The organism is Pseudomonas sp. F9001 (assembly GCF_013385435.1).
Taxonomy (GTDB): Bacteria; Pseudomonadota; Gammaproteobacteria; order Pseudomonadales; family Pseudomonadaceae; genus Aquipseudomonas.
This window is the reverse complement of record NZ_JACAPX010000006.1, coordinates 23489-39243: the sequence shown is the minus strand read 5'-3', so window position 1 is coordinate 39243 and position 15755 is coordinate 23489. Positions and strand designations below refer to the sequence as shown.

The 15755-nt window shown below is 58.5% G+C and carries 16 protein-coding genes and 4 tRNA genes; 7 read left to right on the top strand and 13 right to left on the bottom strand.

The window, feature by feature from the left end; translation table 11 throughout:
• The 4 genes from flgC to HX818_RS04355 form a co-directional block, all read right to left on the bottom strand.
• On the bottom strand, positions 1 to 444 hold the full coding sequence (gene flgC / locus HX818_RS04370) for a flagellar basal body rod protein FlgC (RefSeq protein ID WP_177019553.1): 444 nt from the start codon (positions 442 to 444) through the stop codon (positions 1 to 3).
• 3 nt (positions 445 to 447) lie between these two features.
• A complete protein-coding gene (gene flgB, locus HX818_RS04365) occupies positions 448 to 855 on the bottom strand; it encodes a flagellar basal body rod protein FlgB (RefSeq protein WP_003214246.1) in 408 nt (135 codons plus the stop codon).
• Positions 856 to 1089: 234 nt separating this feature from the next.
• Entirely contained in the window at positions 1090 to 1917 is an 828-nt protein-coding gene (gene cheR / locus HX818_RS04360; RefSeq protein WP_003214248.1) for a protein-glutamate O-methyltransferase CheR, read from the bottom strand.
• 43 nt (positions 1918 to 1960) lie between these two features.
• Positions 1961 to 2893 (bottom strand): chemotaxis protein CheV, encoded by a 933-nt coding sequence (locus HX818_RS04355; RefSeq protein ID WP_003214250.1) that lies wholly within the window; start codon positions 2891 to 2893, stop codon positions 1961 to 1963.
• 80 nt (positions 2894 to 2973) lie between these two features.
• On the opposite strand from HX818_RS04355, the gene flgA reads away from it, so the two are divergent.
• The 4 genes from flgA (at position 2974) to HX818_RS04335 (ending at position 5565) form a co-directional block, all read left to right on the top strand.
• Positions 2974 to 3738 carry a flagellar basal body P-ring formation chaperone FlgA gene (gene flgA / locus HX818_RS04350; protein ID WP_032899382.1) on the top strand — a complete coding sequence of 255 codons (765 nt, stop codon included), beginning with the start codon at positions 2974 to 2976 and terminating at the stop codon, positions 3736 to 3738.
• Positions 3739 to 3880: 142 nt separating this feature from the next.
• Positions 3881 to 4204: a flagellar biosynthesis anti-sigma factor FlgM gene (gene flgM / locus HX818_RS04345; RefSeq protein ID WP_177019552.1), complete on the top strand. Its 324-nt coding sequence runs from the start codon at positions 3881 to 3883 to the stop codon at positions 4202 to 4204.
• Between the two features lie 48 nt (positions 4205 to 4252).
• Positions 4253 to 4720, top strand: a complete 468-nt coding sequence (gene flgN / locus HX818_RS04340; protein ID WP_003214256.1) for a flagellar protein FlgN — start codon at positions 4253 to 4255, stop codon at positions 4718 to 4720.
• Positions 4721 to 4815: 95 nt separating this feature from the next.
• Positions 4816 to 5565, top strand: coding sequence for a flagellar brake protein (locus HX818_RS04335; RefSeq protein WP_177019551.1), 750 nt, complete (start codon positions 4816 to 4818; stop codon positions 5563 to 5565).
• 60 nt (positions 5566 to 5625) lie between these two features.
• On the opposite strand, the gene HX818_RS04330 is transcribed toward HX818_RS04335, so the two are convergent.
• Positions 5626 to 7008: an MFS transporter gene (locus HX818_RS04330; protein ID WP_177019550.1), complete on the bottom strand. Its 1383-nt coding sequence runs from the start codon at positions 7006 to 7008 to the stop codon at positions 5626 to 5628.
• A 342-nt stretch (positions 7009 to 7350) separates the two neighbouring features.
• Positions 7351 to 7427, bottom strand: a tRNA-Arg gene (locus HX818_RS04325).
• A 336-nt stretch (positions 7428 to 7763) separates the two neighbouring features.
• Between HX818_RS04325 and HX818_RS04320 the strand changes: the two genes are divergently transcribed.
• The 3 genes from HX818_RS04320 to HX818_RS04310 all read left to right on the top strand — a co-directional run bounded on the left by HX818_RS04320 (position 7764) and on the right by HX818_RS04310 (position 8953).
• On the top strand, positions 7764 to 7991 hold the full coding sequence (locus HX818_RS04320; protein ID WP_003214261.1) for a hypothetical protein: 228 nt from the start codon (positions 7764 to 7766) through the stop codon (positions 7989 to 7991).
• 20 nt (positions 7992 to 8011) lie between these two features.
• Positions 8012 to 8191 carry a PA3371 family protein gene (locus tag HX818_RS04315; RefSeq protein ID WP_003214263.1) on the top strand — a complete coding sequence of 60 codons (180 nt, stop codon included), beginning with the start codon at positions 8012 to 8014 and terminating at the stop codon, positions 8189 to 8191.
• 435 nt (positions 8192 to 8626) lie between these two features.
• Complete coding sequence (locus HX818_RS04310) at positions 8627 to 8953, top strand: Arc family DNA-binding protein (protein WP_003175643.1); 327 nt, start codon at positions 8627 to 8629, stop codon at positions 8951 to 8953.
• 103 nt (positions 8954 to 9056) lie between these two features.
• On the opposite strand, the gene mgtE is transcribed toward HX818_RS04310, so the two are convergent.
• The 7 genes from mgtE to alaS all read right to left on the bottom strand — a co-directional run bounded on the left by mgtE (position 9057) and on the right by alaS (position 15656).
• Positions 9057 to 10499, bottom strand: a complete 1443-nt coding sequence (gene mgtE / locus HX818_RS04305; RefSeq protein ID WP_003214265.1) for a magnesium transporter — start codon at positions 10497 to 10499, stop codon at positions 9057 to 9059.
• Between the two features lie 339 nt (positions 10500 to 10838).
• A tRNA-Arg gene (locus HX818_RS04300) sits at positions 10839 to 10915 on the bottom strand.
• Positions 10916 to 10987: 72 nt separating this feature from the next.
• Positions 10988 to 11064: transfer RNA gene (locus tag HX818_RS04295), tRNA-Arg, on the bottom strand.
• Positions 11065 to 11172: 108 nt separating this feature from the next.
• Positions 11173 to 11263: transfer RNA gene (locus HX818_RS04290), tRNA-Ser, on the bottom strand.
• A 62-nt stretch (positions 11264 to 11325) separates the two neighbouring features.
• A complete protein-coding gene (gene csrA / locus HX818_RS04285) occupies positions 11326 to 11514 on the bottom strand; it encodes a carbon storage regulator CsrA (protein ID WP_002554426.1) in 189 nt (62 codons plus the stop codon).
• Between the two features lie 186 nt (positions 11515 to 11700).
• The gene (locus HX818_RS04280) at positions 11701 to 12942 is read right to left on the bottom strand and encodes an aspartate kinase (protein ID WP_003214308.1); all 1242 of its coding nucleotides are present in this window, start codon (positions 12940 to 12942) and stop codon (positions 11701 to 11703) included.
• A gap of 95 nt (positions 12943 to 13037) precedes the next feature.
• Positions 13038 to 15656, bottom strand: a complete 2619-nt coding sequence (alaS, locus tag HX818_RS04275; RefSeq protein WP_177019549.1) for an alanine--tRNA ligase — start codon at positions 15654 to 15656, stop codon at positions 13038 to 13040.
• Between the last annotated feature and the right edge of the window lie 99 nt (positions 15657 to 15755).

The window sequence follows — 15755 nt, the reverse complement described above, 5'->3', positions numbered from 1 at the left end:
TCACTGACCCAGGGTCAGGACCTTCTGCATCATGGTTTTGGCGGTGTTCATCATTTCCGCGTTGGTCTGGAACGAGCGGCTGGCGGAAATCATGTCGGCCATTTCCTCGACCACGTTGACGTTGGGGTAGTACACGTACCCTTTTTCGTTCGCGGCAGGGTGGTTCGGCTCGTAGCGGGCTTCGAGGTTGCTCTGGTCTTCGACCACACCGAGCACCTGCACGCCCTGGCCTGCGGCATCCTGGTTCTGGAACAGCGAATCGCCGCTGCCACTCTGGCCGCCCTGGAACATGGTGGCGAACACCGGGTGCCGGGCGCGGTAGGTCTGGTCAATGCTCGAAGACACGGTCTCGGCGTTGGCGATGTTACTGGCGACGGTGTTGAGGCGCGTGGTCTGCGCACTCATGCCACTACCGGCAATATTGAAAACACTGGCGAGGGACATGGCTTATTCTCCACGCAGGGCTGACATCAGCCCTTTGAATTTGCTGTTGAGCAGGGTGAAGCTGGCCTGGAAGTTCACTGAGTTCTCGGCGTAGGCCGATTGCTCCAACTGGGCGTCCACGGTGTTCTGGTCGATCGACGGTTGCATCGGCGTGCGATACAGCAGCGACTCGTCACCATTGCCCAGGCCTTGCGCCTCGATATGACGGCTGTTGGTCATGTTCAGGGCGAAGGTGCCGTTCTTGGTCTTGTCTTGCTGGGCGGCGAGCACGGCAGAGAAGTCCAGGTCCCGAGCCTTGTAGTTCGGGGTGTCGGCGTTGGCGATGTTGTTGGCCAGGACTTCGGCACGCTGGGCGCGAAAGCCCAGTGCTTGTTCGTGGATACCGAGCGCTTTATCGAAGCTGATGCTCATGGCGGAAACCTTTAGGGGCTGACCTGCTTTTCGTAACAAGGATTTAGCAAGGGCCATGCCAAGTTGCTTGAGCCCCGTAAATCAAGGGTTTGCGAGGGAATTGCCGGCGGCAATGCCAGAAAAGCGGCAAAGGGTTTCCGCGAAACGCCAGTAAAGCGGCAATGAGGGCTTGCCGCTTTGCGGCCATAAAAAAAGGGAGGCCTGTGCAGGCCTCCCTTTTTGTCCAAGCACTCGTCACTTGGCCTGGTAAATGATTCCAGGACTGCACTGCACCATCTGGTAATGATCCGGCAAACCGTTCAGCGCCTCGGAAGCCCCCAGGAACAGATAACCGCCACGCTTGAGGGTGCCGTGGATGCGCAACAGAATGTCTTTCTTCACCTCGGCCGAGAAGTAGATCAGCACGTTGCGGCAAAACACCATGTCGAACTTGCCCAGGCTGGCATAACTGTCCAGCAGGTTGAACGAACGAAACTCCACCCGGCTCTTGATCGGCGCCTTGACCGCCCAACGCCCTGCCCCCTTGGGGTCGAAGAAACGCTGCAAGCGCTCCTGGGACAACCCGCGCCCCAGTGCCAGGCTGTCGTACTCGCCGGTCTTGCAGTTGGTGAGCATGGTGCCGGACAAATCCGTGGCCACGATTTGCGCCCCGGCCTTCAACTGGCCCATGTTGGTCCGCTCGAACTCATCGATGGCCATCGAAATCGAATACGGTTCCTGTCCCGACGAACAGGCGGCCGACCAGATGCGCAGGCGCTGGCCGGGAGCGGCCTTGATCGCCTCGGGCAGCACCTTGTTCTTGAGCACTTCAAACGGATAGGTATCGCGAAACCACAAGGTTTCGTTGGTGGTCATGGCGTCGACCACCATCTCCTTGAGCCCGCTGCGTGGCTGGCCCTGGATCCGTTGCACCAACTCCCCGAGGGACTTGATGCCTTGCTGCTCCATCAGTTTGTTGAGACGGCTGGATACCAGGTACTGCTTGTTTTCACCGAGCAATATGCCACAGGCCTTTTCCAGGAAGACCCGGAACTGTTCGAAATCCAAATTACCCGTAGACAATGATACCGCCTCTTAAATCGTGTGACCGCCAGGGAAAAGGCCCCTAGCCGTGATCTGCTGCCTTGATCCGGTCGACTACCCGGGATGCCAGGTCATCAGGGCGGAATTTGGCCAGGAAGTCATCGGCACCGACCTTCTTGACCATCGCCTGATTGAATACACCCGACAACGAAGTATGCAGGATGATATGTAGTTTTTGCATGCGTGGGTCGTTGCGTATCTCGGCCGTGAGGGTGTAGCCGTCCATTTCCGGCATCTCGATGTCGGAGATCATCATCAGGAATTCTTCTTCCGGCTTCTTGCCCTCATCCACCAGCTTGCGCAGGTAATCCAGGGCCTGGCGACCGTCATTGAGCGCGACCACTTCGACCCCAACGGTCTGCAGGCAACGGGACACCTGCTTGCGCGCAACCGAAGAGTCGTCCACCGTCAGCACCCGCAGCGAGATCGCCTTGTGCGCGGTTTCGGCGTCTACCACACCCACCGATATCGCCTCGGAGGTCGGGGCCACTTCGGCGAGGATTTTCTCCACGTCGATGATTTCCACCAACTGGTTGTCGACCCGCGTCACCGCCGTGAGGTAGTGATCGCGACCGGTGCCCTTGGGCGGCGGATGGATCTCTTCCCAGTTCATGTTGACGATGCGCTCCACCGAGCGCACCAGGAAACCCTGGGTCTTGGTGTTGTACTCGGTAATGATCACGAACGGGCTCTCGCGGTCCTGCAACCCCGCCGAACCGGTGGCCATTGCCAGGTCAAGAATCGGGATGGTCGCGCCACGAATGTTGGCCACACCGCAAACCACCGGGCTGGACTTGGGCATTATTGTCAGCTTGGGACACTGCAGCACTTCGCGAACCTTGAAGACATTAATCCCGTACAGCTGCTTGCCGTCCAGACGGAACAACAGCAACTCCAGGCGATTCTGCCCCACCAGCTGTGTGCGCTGGTTCACTGAATCCATTACACCGGCCATGCCCAGACTCCTACGCTAAAACTTAGGGGTACGACGCGTACCCAACACTAAACGGCACGAGCTTTGCTTTTTTATTGGCCATGGACATCAAAACGACAGTTTCCCGACGCCTCCGATCCCCACAGTACCGCAGATTGCTCTGCGTCTCGATGGCGTTGCTTGCCTTGGCTACGGGCCAGCCGGCCCGCGCCGATAACGTCACCTTGCCTGATCTGCTTATCGGCGTCACTCAAGGCTTTCTTGAGTTCACTGTAGAAGATTATCTGGCCACGACGCAGACACCGGGCCGCTACGAAATCCAGGTCAACCAGCTGGATCCGCGCCTGCGCATGCCCATGTGCGACAGAGAATTGACAGCTTCCCTGGAAAGCCCCGCCCAGCCCATCGGGCGCGTGACCGTGAAAGTGCGCTGCGAAGGCGCCTCGCCCTGGACGGTGTTCGTGCCCGCCCAAGTCAAACTGTTTCGCGAAGTGGTGGTGGTGACGCGCCCGCTGAAACGTACCGGAATCATTGGTTATGATGACGTCGCGATGCGCGAGCGCGACATCAGCATGATCACCCAGAGCTACCTCACGTCCCTTGACCAGGCACTCGGGCAGAAACTTACCCGACCAATGGTCGCCGACCAGGTGATTACCCTGGTCCATCTCGAGCAGGCCGAAGTCGTGCGCAAAGGTGACCAGGTGGTGATTTCCGCCAGCAGCGGTGGCCTGAATGTAAAAATGCCGGGGGAAGCCCTGTCCAACGGCGGCATGAGTGAACAGATTCGCGTCAAGAACCTGAATTCCAACCGCGTGATCAAGGCCCGGGTGACTGCGCCGGGGCAGGTTGAGGTGGCTTTATAGATCACTGGCATCGGACGCCAGCTTTTCCTACACTGTGCGCAAAGCGGCATCGCGCATAGGTTTATTGTCAATCGAGCCTAAAGTTTGTCCGGGTATGGCCGAAAACATGGCAAGCGTCCAAATACCCAGAGGTTTTTTTAACATGGTCATCGATTTCAGTCGTTTGAATAACGCCCTGCCAACGCCCGGTTCTTCGCGCACCAACGGTGCCAAAGACAGCGTTGAAGCCAAGTCCCAGCCTCTGCCTGCCAAGACAGAACAGGTCGGTGCGAGCCAAAGCGGGGAATCGGTACACCTGAGCAATGAGGCTCAACAGTTGCAGAAGGTCACTGACTCGCTGAGCGATCAGCCAGTTGTCAATAAAGCCCGTGTGGCCGAATTGAAACAGGCGATTGCCGATGGCAGCTATAAGGTCGACAGCAACCGTGTAGCCAGCAAACTGCTTAACTTCGAAGCCGAGCGCTAGGCAAAGGCCTGCGCCAGGCTTTTGGACGCTTAAACCCCAAGGCCAGCCATGCACGACGAAAACTTGCTACAACTGATCATTGAAGACCTGCCTCCCGCACAGCAACTGCTGGAGCTCCTTCGAGAAGAATCACTGGCCCTGTACGGCCGGGACATGCGCATGCTGGAAGAAATCCTGGCGCGCAAGCAATCGCTGATCGTCCTGCTGGAACAGCACGGCAAGAAGCGCAGCCAGATTCTGATCAGCCTGGGCCTCACGGCCGACCACAAGGGCCTGGAACAACTCGCCAGCCACTCCACGGTGGGCGACCAGTTGCTGGCCCAGAGCAAAGAACTCAACCAGTTGCTGACCCTGTGCCAGGAAACCAACCTCCTCAACGGCCAGGCCATCCAGCTTCAGCAAGCCACGACCGCCAATCAGTTGCGTATCCTCCACGGCGGCGAGCCTCCGGCTCTCTACAACGCTCAAGGCTCCACCTCACGCCTGGCCAAGCCAAGCACCCGCAGCCAAGCCTGAAACCAGTTTGAGCGCGCCCTATCCAAGTCGCGCCACATACTGGCAAAATGACAGCACTTGCGTGTAGTCGTATTTTGTCTGGAGATGGAAGAACCGTGTTCAACGCCCTTAACGCGGAAGATGCTCCGCAGCCACCCAAGGTACTCACCACGCCGCTGGAAATCGCTGGCACCTTGCGGATGCTGCAAGAAAGCCATGATCCGCTGATCATCACCTTCCATGAACGCAACCAGCGGTTTCAAAGCTACCTGGTGGAAATCGACCGGGACAGCAAGACACTGGCCTTGGACGAAATGGTCCCGCGCGACGGCGAACGCTACCTCGAGAATGGCGAAGCTTTCCGGATCGAAGGTTTTCACGATGGTGTGCGGGTAGCCTGGGAAAGCAACGGCACCCTGACCCTCGATGAAGCCGGCGGCCACCGTATTTACCGCGGCAGCATGCCTGGCGAGGTGATTTACCATCAGCGTCGCAACGCCTTCCGCGCGGCGCTGAAGCTGGCGCAACTGGTGAGCGTCGAACTGGGCGGCGACAAACTCAAGGCCCCCATCAGCGGCAAGTTGCTGGATATTTCCGCCACCGGCTGCAAATTGCGCTTCGAAGGGGATATTTCCGAGCGCCTGCAACTGGGCCAGGTCTACGACCGATTTATCGCCGCGCTACCCTTTGGCAGCATGACCACCTCGGTAGAACTGCGTTACCTGCACTTCGAAGAAAGGATCAACACCACCTTCGCCGGCCTACGTTTTCATAACATGAGCGGGCTGGTGCAGCGCCAGGTCGAGCGGTTTGTGTATCAACTGCAGCGTGAAGCGCGCCGGTTTGACAAGGACGACGACCTTTAAACAATAAAGGTCGCGACAAAAAAACGGGCAGTCCCTCAAGGGGGCTGCCCGTTTTTGCTTTCAGGGGCGCGCCCTGCTCAAGTCGTGGGGGTGATCATCCGGGTCCGGATGCTCTGGTGGCTCGGTGACAGGCTCCGGCTGATCCAGCTCGGGATCGACTACTGGCTCGGGATCCACAACGGCGGTCTGCATCTGGTCCTGCACCACCTGTTCGTCCACTCGCGGATCGAGGCACGCTACCAGGGGCGAGCTGGACATGCTGTCGGGCATCGCCACGTGATGCAGCGGTGCGTCGTCCACCTGATGCAGGTTGGTGACCGCCTTGGGCCGGATGCGCCACACCAGGATCAATGCGCACACGCTGAAAAACGCATACAGCATATGGCTGCCGAACAGCTTCATCACCACACCGGCCAACAGCGGGCCGACACTGGCGCCGATGCCGTAGGTCACCAGCAACATCGCAGTGAGCGACACCCGGCGATCACCCTCGACGTGGTCGTTGGAAAACGCCACAGCCAGCGGGTACAGGCAGAACTGCACCAGGGAACAGAGAAAGCCCGCGACGAACAGCACTTCCAGTGGTACCTGGGTCATGATCGCCAACGGCAACGCGGCCACCGCCAGGCACAAGGCGAAACAGCGAATCAACAGCGCGCGGTCATATCGATCGGACAGCCAGCCCAATGGCCACTGCACCAGCAGCCCGGCGAAAATGCAGCTACCCATGAACAGGCCGACCTGCTCGGTGGTCAGCCCTTGCTGAGACGCGTACAGCGGTGCCAAACCGTAGAACGAGCCGACGATCAGCCCGGCCCCCAACACCGTACTGAGGGACTGCGGCACCCGCTTGATAAAGAAGCGCGGCTCCATCGGCGCCGGATGCAGCGGCGCCGGGTGAATGCGGCGAGTCATGGCCACCGGCACCAGGCACAGCGCAAAACACAGCGCGACCAGCATCAGCAACTCAAGGCCCAACTCAGGGTGCATCACAAGGATCAGTTGGCCCAGCACCAGGCCGAGGTACGAAGCAATCATATAGCCGCTGAACACCGCACCGCGCTGCTTGGCTTCAGCCTGTTCGTTAAGCCAGCTCTCGATGACCATGTACTGGCACATCATGCCCAGGCCGACAATCATCCGCAGCACAATCCAGGCTGGCAGCCAGTTGATCAGCCCGTGGCCCAACACCGCCGCGCCGACGATCCCGGCACAGGTGGCGTAGGCCCGGATATGCCCGACGCGGCCAATCAGGCGGTGACCTATCTTGCCCCCCAACACCAGGCCAAAATAGTTGGCGGCCATCAACGCACCGACCCACAGGCTGTCGACATGATCTGCCGCCAGGCGCAAGGCCAGGTAAGTACTGAGCAGGCCAGAGCCGATCAGCATCATCAGGGAAGCAAAATAAAGGGCTCGAAAAGGTTTCCAGATCTGGCGCATCGGCGTTCCGAGCGGCTCCTTGCTGTGGGTGTCAGGACTACCGGAATGATAGTCCCGGGTCGTCGGGTCCGGACAGCCAAAACATGCGGTTGCCGGGGAATATTTTGCTCATGCCAATTGGCTACGTGTCAGACGCTCGCCAGTCACCCGCGAGGTACAGGATGCAGACGAATACTTGCGCCGCCCCGCTCTTGCCTCCCGTGTGAACCTCAAACGCGGGCAAGGTTCGGTTGGTGTTTGAAAAGACTGCCGCACTCAAACGCCCGGCCACAAAAAAGCCCCGCCAGATAAATCTGATCGGGGCTTGCGGACGTCGAGGCCGCATGGGCAGCAACGGTGAAGTGGTGTCCCAGGGCCGGTTCGAACGGCCAACCTTCCCCTTAGGAGGGGGATGCTCTATCCAATTGAGCTACTGGGACTAATGACAGCCAACCGGCGATGGGCACGGCGACGGACGGCGTGCATGTTAACGGCGCAGGTGAATTTTGTCATGTCGTCCGTTGGCTTTTTGAGTGTAGGCCCATGCCAGTGACAGCCGGTGGTATTCCGCTCAACGATTACGGACGGTTCGGACCATCGTGCAAAATGCACTCCCCCAAAATGCCATCATTGCAAATTGCAACAGCATGGCAATCTGGACACTATATAAATGTTTGATTTTAAAGGATTTATTGTCAATTAAAGACTGGCACGACACCTGCAATCCTTTATCCTACAAATACAGTCCGGCCCAGCCATCTGCGGAGAACATGCACATGAACAGCGCACTTCTACTAGCCCTCAATACCGTTGCACTGGCTGCGCTGGTGATGTTCCATTTTCAGTCCACCACTTCCGACGACGCCGCGCAGGTCAGCCAGGCGATTCCCCACCACCTGCAGCAGCGCCCGCAACTGGCTGTCATGAAGCCGAACATGCAATCCCCACTGCAACTGACCCAGGGCACTCAAGCTGCTCCTGCCACTGAACACTGGGTTTTCTGAACCGCTTACCGGAGCATCCCATGAACAAGTCCGCCTGGCTGTTTCTGACCCTGGCACTCGCCGCCGCCGGCCTCGGCCTGAACGTATTGTCGCAAGACGTGCAGACAGTCTCCTTCGTCGCCGCCGGCGTGTTTGGCAGCCTGTGGGTATTGGCAGTCTTCATTGGTCGACGCATCAAATTCGATCCCGTACTGCGCTGAATCCCCCCGCTCGTCGCCCTCGCTAAAATCGCTGCCACGCCTCGGCTCGTCCGTCCGGACAGCCGACCATATGTCGCTCCGCATTCGTAAATTGGCAATTTGCCACTAATCTTAAAGTTAAGGGCAAAAGGCCATATTGCTATAGGATGTGCGCCCGAAAAGCCTTTTGCGCCCAGGGTCTGCGGGCTCAACACTCATTTGGGTGCGTCCGCGGAAAGTTTTCCAACCAGTCCGCAAATTTTGAAATGAGTACTGGCATAAAGCCGGTAGCCGGTTCAATATTTGTCACAGAATTGACGCCAAGGAACTGGCAAATCTGAGGCATGATGCGGCCTCTTTGCAATTCAGGTTGAACATTTGGCAGCAAACCTTGTCCTAACATGCATCTTGCGGCCAATTCCAAAAACCGCTCCCCTGAACTAACCGGTTAAATATATGCGCCCATTGAAACAGGCAATTTATTCCAGCCGTACGGCTGACAAGTTCGTCGTACGTCTGCCAGACGGAATGCGGGAACGCATTGCCGAGGTGGCTCGCAATCATCACCGCAGCATGAACTCCGAAATCATCGCACGCCTGGAACAAAGCCTGATTCAGGAAGGTGCGCTGGGCGACGAGCTGAGCATGCGCCTGGACAGCCCCGAGCTGTCACTGCACGAACGCGAACTGCTGCAGCGTTTTCGTCAGCTCTCCCACCGCCAGCAAAATGCTCTCGTCTCGCTGATCGCCCACGACGTTGAGGCAGCTGCAGAAGCCAACTGATTGGCAACTGAAAGCTGAAAGCCAGCCATGCGCTGGCTTTTTTTTGCCCGGGATTTGGTCAGGAAAGGATCAAGGGGCAAATGCCCCCGATCCATGGAAGGGATCAAAGCAGGAAGATGGTTGCCAGGCCCAGGAAGATGAAGAAGCCGCCACTGTCGGTCATGGCCGTGATCATCACACTGGCGCCCATCGCCGGGTCTCGTCCAAGGCGCACCAGGGTCATTGGAATCAGAACCCCCATCAACGCTGCCAGCAGCAGGTTAAGCGTCATGGCCGCCGTCATGACCACGCCGAGCGACCAGCTGCCATACAGCAGGTACGCCACGATACCGATGACACCGCCCCACACCAGGCCGTTGATCAGCGCGACCGCAAGCTCCTTGCGCATCAAACGCTTGCCATGCCCGGTCCCCACCTGATCCAGCGCCATGGCGCGGACGATCATGGTGATGGTCTGGTTACCCGAGTTACCGCCAATACCCGCCACAATCGGCATCAGTGCAGCCAGGGCCACGAGCTTCTCGATGGAGCCTTCAAACAGGCCGATCACCCGTGAAGCAATAAACGCGGTAATCAAATTCACCGCCAGCCAGGCCCAGCGGTTACGCAGGGACTTCCAGACCGACGCAAAAATATCCTCTTCTTCCCGCAGACCGGCCATGTTGAGGACTTCGCTTTCGCTCTCCTCACGAATCAGGTCGACCATTTCATCGATGGTCAGACGGCCGATCAGCTTGCCGTTCTTGTCGACCACCGGGGCCGAGATCAAGTCATAACGCTCAAACGCCTGGGCCGCGTCGTAAGCGTCTTCGTCCGGATGGAAACTCACCGGGTCACTGGCCATGACGTCCGCGACTTTTTTGTCCGGATCATTGACCAGCAGGCGCTTGATCGGCAGTACGCCCTTGAGGATCCCTTCGTAGTCGACCACGAACAGCTTGTCGGTGTGGCCTGGCAGCTCTTTCAACCGGCGCAGGTAGCGCAGAACCACTTCCAGGCTGACGTCTTCGCGGATGGTGACCATCTCGAAGTCCATCAACGCACCGACCTGCTCCTCGTCGTAGGACAACGCCGAGCGCACACGCTCGCGCTGCTGGCCATCGAGGGTTTCCATCAGCTCATGGACGACGTCACGCGGCAGCTCGGAAGCCAGGTCAGCGAGTTCGTCGGCATCCATGTCCTTGGCGGCCGCCAGGAGCTCGTGATCGTCCATGTCGGCGATCAGCGTTTCACGGACCGAGTCGGATACTTCGAGGAGGATGTCGCCGTCGCGGTCAGCCTTGACCAACTGCCAAAGGGTCAGGCGGTCATTCAGCGGCAAGGCTTCGAGGATGTAGGCAACGTCGGCGGAGTGCAGGTCATCGAGCTTGCGTTGCAGCTCGACAAGGTTTTGCCGGTGGACCAGGTTCTCGACCCGGTCATTGTTCGCGCCTTCCTGGCGATGGGTCAGGTCTTCGACCACGCGCTGGCGCTGCAGCAGCTCGACGACTTGAGCCAGGCGATCCTGCAGGCTTTCTTGTGTTTTCTTTACTTCAACTTCGGTCATAGGCGAACTCCACTCCCAGCAGCGGGGCACGCCGGAAGGATCAATCAGTCAATTCATGATTGGTAAAACGGGGTACTGAGTAACTACTGGGTAAGTCCATGGAGGTGTTCCACAAGCCCCGGCGGGGCTGACGGGCGCAATGATACACCGGGCGGCCGCGTTTAACGTCAAAAAACTGGAAAGAACAAGCGCTTGCGACACAAAGCTGAGCATTGGCCACACATATGAACTGCGACGACGCAGCTTGAAAGGAAAACACATGGGCGGGAGAAAAAGGCGCCCCGGGAAATAAAAACCCCAGACGGCAAAAAGCCCGCACTAGGCGGGCTTTTTGTTGTTTGGTGCACTCGACAGGATTCGAACCTGTGACCGCTCGGTTCGTAGCCGAGTACTCTATCCAGCTGAGCTACGAGTGCAGATTGTGTTTTTAGACCAGATCACAACTGGTTGAAGCCAAGTTACCTGCATTGCTGCAACTAACTCTTAAATGGTGCACTCGACAGGATTCGAACCTGTGACCGCTCGGTTCGTAGCCGAGTACTCTATCCAGCTGAGCTACGAGTGCATTTGTTGCCGCGCATTATAGGCCGTTCAATCTCTATGTAAAGCTATTTTTTCGTTTAGTTTCAACAACTTAGCGAAAAAACCAGATTGCAACGTACTAAGCAAATAATGGCGGAGAACGGGGGATTCGAACCCCCGACACCCTTTTGAGGTGTACTCCCTTAGCAGGGGAGCGCCTTCGGCCACTCGGCCAGCTCTCCGCAACACGGGGCGTATATTAACCAGCTTCATCCCCGTTTGCAAACATAAAAAACGATAAAAATTAATGGCTTGGTTCTTCGTCCTTCTCTTTCTTGATCCGCAGGTAGATTTCCTCGCGGTGGACAGCCACCTCTTTCGGAGCGTTAACCCCGATACGCACTTGATTGCCTTTGACGCCGAGCACGGTCACGGTGATTTCGCCATCACCAATAATCAGGCTTTCTGCGCATCGACGAGTCAGAATCAGCATACCTTTCTCCTCACGCATTTCATTTCGGGAACAACAGTCTGCAAAAAAAAGGCATTCGACCTACAACCAAATGGCCATAGCCCTACACGCCTAAGTATTGTCGAGCGCAGGTAAAAGAACAGGTCTTCACCACGCGCCCGACAAAAAAATGAAAGGCGCGGATAACCGCGCCTTCCTGGCAACGCATCACTCGCCCTGTCGGGCCGGAGCGTCCAGTTCAAAAGCGGTATGCAGTGCGCGTACAGCCAGTTCCAGGTACTTCTCTTCGATCACCACCGACACCTTGATTTCCGATGTGGAGATCATCTGGATGTTGATGCTTTCCTTGGCCAGGGCTTCGAACATGCGGCTGGCAACACCCGCATGGGAACGCATGCCCACACCCACGATCGACACCTTGGCAATCTTCGTATCGCCGACCACTTCACGGGCGCCGATTTCCTTCGCAGTGTTCTGCAGGATCCGCTCCGCCGCATCGTACTCGTTGCGGTGCACGGTGAAGGTGAAATCGGTGGTGTTATCGTGCGAGACGTTCTGCACGATCATGTCGACTTCGATGTTCGCGCCACTGATAGGGCCCAGGATCTTGAAAGCCACGCCCGGGGTGTCTGGCACGCCACGGATAGTCAGCTTGGCTTCATCACGGTTGAAAGCGATACCGGAAATGATCGGCTGTTCCATGGATTCCTCTTCATCAATAGTAATGAGGGTGCCCGGACCCTCCTTGAAGCTGTGCAGTACGCGCAGCGGAACGTTGTATTTGCCGGCGAACTCAACGGCACGGATCTGCAACACCTTGGAACCGAGGCTGGCCATTTCCAGCATCTCTTCGAAGGTGATCTTGTCCAGGCGCTGAGCCACGGACACGACCCGCGGGTCAGTGGTGTAGACGCCATCCACATCGGTGTAGATCTGGCATTCGTCAGCCTTCAGGGCTGCCGCCAGAGCCACGCCAGTGGTGTCGGAACCGCCACGACCGAGGGTGGTGATGTTGCCGTGCTCGTCGACGCCCTGGAAACCGGCGACAACGACCACACGACCGGCTTTCAGGTCAGCGCGAATCTTCTGGTCATCAATCTGCAGGATGCGGGCTTTAGTGTGCGCGCTATCCGTAAGAATGCGGACCTGGTTGCCAGTGTAGGACACCGCCGGCACACCACGCTTGTTCAGCGCCATGGCCAGCAATGCGATGGTCACCTGCTCACCGGTGGAAATGATCACGTCCAGTTCACGGGGAACCGGTTGCTGATCGCCACTGATTTGCTTGGCCAGATCGATCAGGCGATTGGTCTCGCCGCTCATGGCCGACAGCACCACCACCAGGTCATCGCCGGCATCGCGGAATTTCTTAACCTTGTCGGCGACCTGCTCGATTCTTTCGACAGAACCGACCGAGGTGCCTCCAAATTTCTGTACGATCAAAGCCATTTCTAAGCCGCCTCAGCCCGTAAAGGGGCGCCTGTTATTCAATCAACCAGCACTGACTGAGCCCGCGACTAGACCACGGGCTCATTAACAGCGCCTTAAATACCTGCCTCGACAAACGGCACGGTCAGGGCCAGGGCCGCGTCCAGGGCGCCGGCGTCAACACCACCGCCTTGCGCCATGTCCGGACGACCACCGCCCTTCCCGCCCACTGCCGCGGCGGCTTGCTTCATCAAATCACCGGCCTTGAGTTGGCCAGTCAGGTCTTTGGTTACACCGGCAACCAGAACGACCTTTTCCTCATGGACACTGCCGAGCAGGATCACTGCGCGGCCGAGCTTGTTCTTCAACTGATCGACCAAGGCCAACAGCGCCTTGCCGTCCTGACCGTCCAGGCGTACGGCCAGCACTTTCACACCCTTGACGTCCAGGGCGGAAGCCGACAGATCGTCGCCCGCCGCGCTGGCCGCCTTGGCCTGCAACTGCTCCAGCTGTTTCTCCAGCTGACGGTTGCGCTCCAGTACGCCGGAGAGCTTGTCGATCAGGTTGTCGCGGCTGCCCTTGACCAGGCCGGCCGCTTCCTTGAGTTGTTCTTCTGCCGCATTGAGGTACGCCAGGGCCGCAGCACCGGTGATCGCTTCAATACGACGTACGCCGGAAGCCACGCCGCCTTCGCTGATGATTTTCAGCAGGCCGATGTCGCCGGTACGGCTGGCGTGGATACCACCACACAGCTCCACCGAGAAGCTGCCGCCCATGCTCAATACGCGCACTTCGTCGCCGTACTTCTCGCCAAACAGCGCCATGGCGCCTTTTTGCTTGGCGGTCTCGATATCGGTTTCTTCGGTTTCCACCGGGGTGTTCTTGCGAATCTCGGCGTTGACGATGTCTTCCAGGGCCTTCAACTGCTCAGGCTTGATCGCCTCGAAATGACTGAAGTCAAAACGCAGGCGCTGGCTATCGACCAACGAACCCTTCTGTTGCACATGCTCACCCAGCACCTGACGCAACGCAGCGTGCAGCAAGTGAGTGGCAGAATGGTTCAAGGCAGTTGCATGCCGTACGTCGGCATCTACCTGAGTGTCCACCGGCGCGCCGACGGTCAGGTTGCCCAGCACCAGCACGCCGTGATGCAGGAACGCACCGCCGGTCTTGGTGGTGTCGCGCACTTCAAAACGACCGGAGGTGGAGCTCAGGAAACCACAGTCGCCAACCTGGCCACCGGATTCAGCGTAGAACGGGGTCTGGTCGAGGACCACAACACCCTCGTCACCTTCGTTCAGCACGTCGACCGACTTGCCGTCCTTATAGATAGCCACGATCTTGGCCGAGCCAACGGTGGCTTCGTAACCAATGAACGAAGTCGCCACATCAACCTTTACCAGGGTGTTGTAGTCCAGGCCAAAGGAGCTGGCGGAACGGGCACGGACGCGCTGGGCTTCCATCTCACGCTCAAACCCGGCCTCGTCGATGGTCAGCTCGCGTTCGCGGGCGATGTCGGCGGTCAGGTCCATCGGGAAACCGTAGGTGTCGTACAGCTTGAACACGACGTCGCCCGGCACCACGGTGCCCTTGAGCTCGACCAGGTCCTGCTCGAGGATCTTCAGGCCGTGCTCCAGGGTCTTGGAGAACTGCTCTTCTTCAGCCTTGAGCACGCGCTCGATGTTGGCTTGCTGCTGCTTGAGTTCCGGGAAGGCATCGCCCATCTCGGCCACCAGCGCGGCAACGATCTTGTAGAAGAAGCTACCGGTGGCGCCCAGCTTGTTACCGTGACGGCAGGCCCGACGGATGATGCGGCGCAGCACATAGCCACGGCCTTCGTTCGACGGCAGCACGCCATCGGCGATCAGGAAGCCGCAGGAACGGATATGATCCGACACCACCTTGAGCGACGACTGGTTGTCGTTGGCACAGCCAATGGCCACGGCCGAAGCGCTCAGCAGGTTGGTGAACAGGTCGATCTCGTAGTTGGAGTGAACGTGCTGCATCACCGCACTGATCCGCTCCAGGCCCATGCCGGTGTCCACCGACGGCGCTGGCAACGGATGCAACACGCCATCGGCGGTGCGGTTGAACTGCATGAACACGTTGTTCCAGATCTCGATGTAGCGGTCGCCGTCTTCTTCCGGCGAGCCCGGTGGGCCGCCCCAGATGTCGGCGCCGTGATCGTAGAAAATCTCGGTGCACGGGCCGCACGGGCCGGTATCGCCCATGGTCCAGAAGTTGTCGGACGCGTAAGGCGCGCCCTTGTTGTCGCCGATGCGAATCATGCGCTCGACTGGCACCCCGATTTGCTGGGTCCAGATGTCGTAGGCTTCGTCATCGGTGGCGTAGACGGTCACCCAGAGTTTTTCCTTCGGCAGCTTCAGCACGCCGGTCAGGAAGGTCCAGGCAAAGGTGATCGCGTCTTTCTTGAAATAGTCGCCGAAGCTGAAGTTACCCAGCATCTCGAAGAATGTGTGGTGGCGGGCGGTGTAGCCCACGTTTTCCAGGTCGCTGTTCTTGCCGCCGGCGCGTACGCACTTCTGGCTGCTGGTGGCGCGGGTGTAGGCGCGCTTTTCCTGGCCCAGGAAGCAGTCCTTGAACTGGTTCATCCCCGCGTTGGTGAACAGCAGGGTTGGGTCATTGCCTGGGATCAAGGAGCTGGAGGCGACACGGGTGTGACCTTGCTCTTCGAAGAAGCGAAGGAAGGCTTCACGGATTTCTGCGCTTTTCATTAGGTTCTTCCACGGAGGCTGCGGCCAAAGGCCAGTGCTAAACGTCATCAGACGGAGCGACGGCAAAGGGCCGCATTATATCGGCCCTTTGCCCGTGGT

What these genes read in the sequence shown, in the direction of transcription:
- flgC (WP_177019553.1), bottom strand. Translation starts at nt 444, where the DNA reads ATGTCCCTCGCCAGTGTTTTCAATATTGCCGGTAGTGGCATGAGTGCG.
- flgB (WP_003214246.1), bottom strand. Translation starts at nt 855, where the DNA reads ATGAGCATCAGCTTCGATAAAGCGCTCGGTATCCACGAACAAGCACTG.
- HX818_RS04355 (WP_003214250.1), bottom strand. Translation starts at nt 2,893, where the DNA reads ATGGCCGGTGTAATGGATTCAGTGAACCAGCGCACACAGCTGGTGGGG.
- flgA (WP_032899382.1), top strand. Translation starts at nt 2,974, where the DNA reads ATGGACATCAAAACGACAGTTTCCCGACGCCTCCGATCCCCACAGTAC.
- flgM (WP_177019552.1), top strand. Translation starts at nt 3,881, where the DNA reads ATGGTCATCGATTTCAGTCGTTTGAATAACGCCCTGCCAACGCCCGGT.
- flgN (WP_003214256.1), top strand. Translation starts at nt 4,253, where the DNA reads ATGCACGACGAAAACTTGCTACAACTGATCATTGAAGACCTGCCTCCC.
- HX818_RS04330 (WP_177019550.1), bottom strand. Translation starts at nt 7,008, where the DNA reads ATGCGCCAGATCTGGAAACCTTTTCGAGCCCTTTATTTTGCTTCCCTG.
- HX818_RS04320 (WP_003214261.1), top strand. Translation starts at nt 7,764, where the DNA reads ATGAACAGCGCACTTCTACTAGCCCTCAATACCGTTGCACTGGCTGCG.
- HX818_RS04315 (WP_003214263.1), top strand. Translation starts at nt 8,012, where the DNA reads ATGAACAAGTCCGCCTGGCTGTTTCTGACCCTGGCACTCGCCGCCGCC.
- HX818_RS04310 (WP_003175643.1), top strand. Translation starts at nt 8,627, where the DNA reads ATGCGCCCATTGAAACAGGCAATTTATTCCAGCCGTACGGCTGACAAG.
- mgtE (WP_003214265.1), bottom strand. Translation starts at nt 10,499, where the DNA reads ATGACCGAAGTTGAAGTAAAGAAAACACAAGAAAGCCTGCAGGATCGC.
- csrA (WP_002554426.1), bottom strand. Translation starts at nt 11,514, where the DNA reads ATGCTGATTCTGACTCGTCGATGCGCAGAAAGCCTGATTATTGGTGAT.
- HX818_RS04280 (WP_003214308.1), bottom strand. Translation starts at nt 12,942, where the DNA reads ATGGCTTTGATCGTACAGAAATTTGGAGGCACCTCGGTCGGTTCTGTC.
- alaS (WP_177019549.1), bottom strand. Translation starts at nt 15,656, where the DNA reads ATGAAAAGCGCAGAAATCCGTGAAGCCTTCCTTCGCTTCTTCGAAGAG.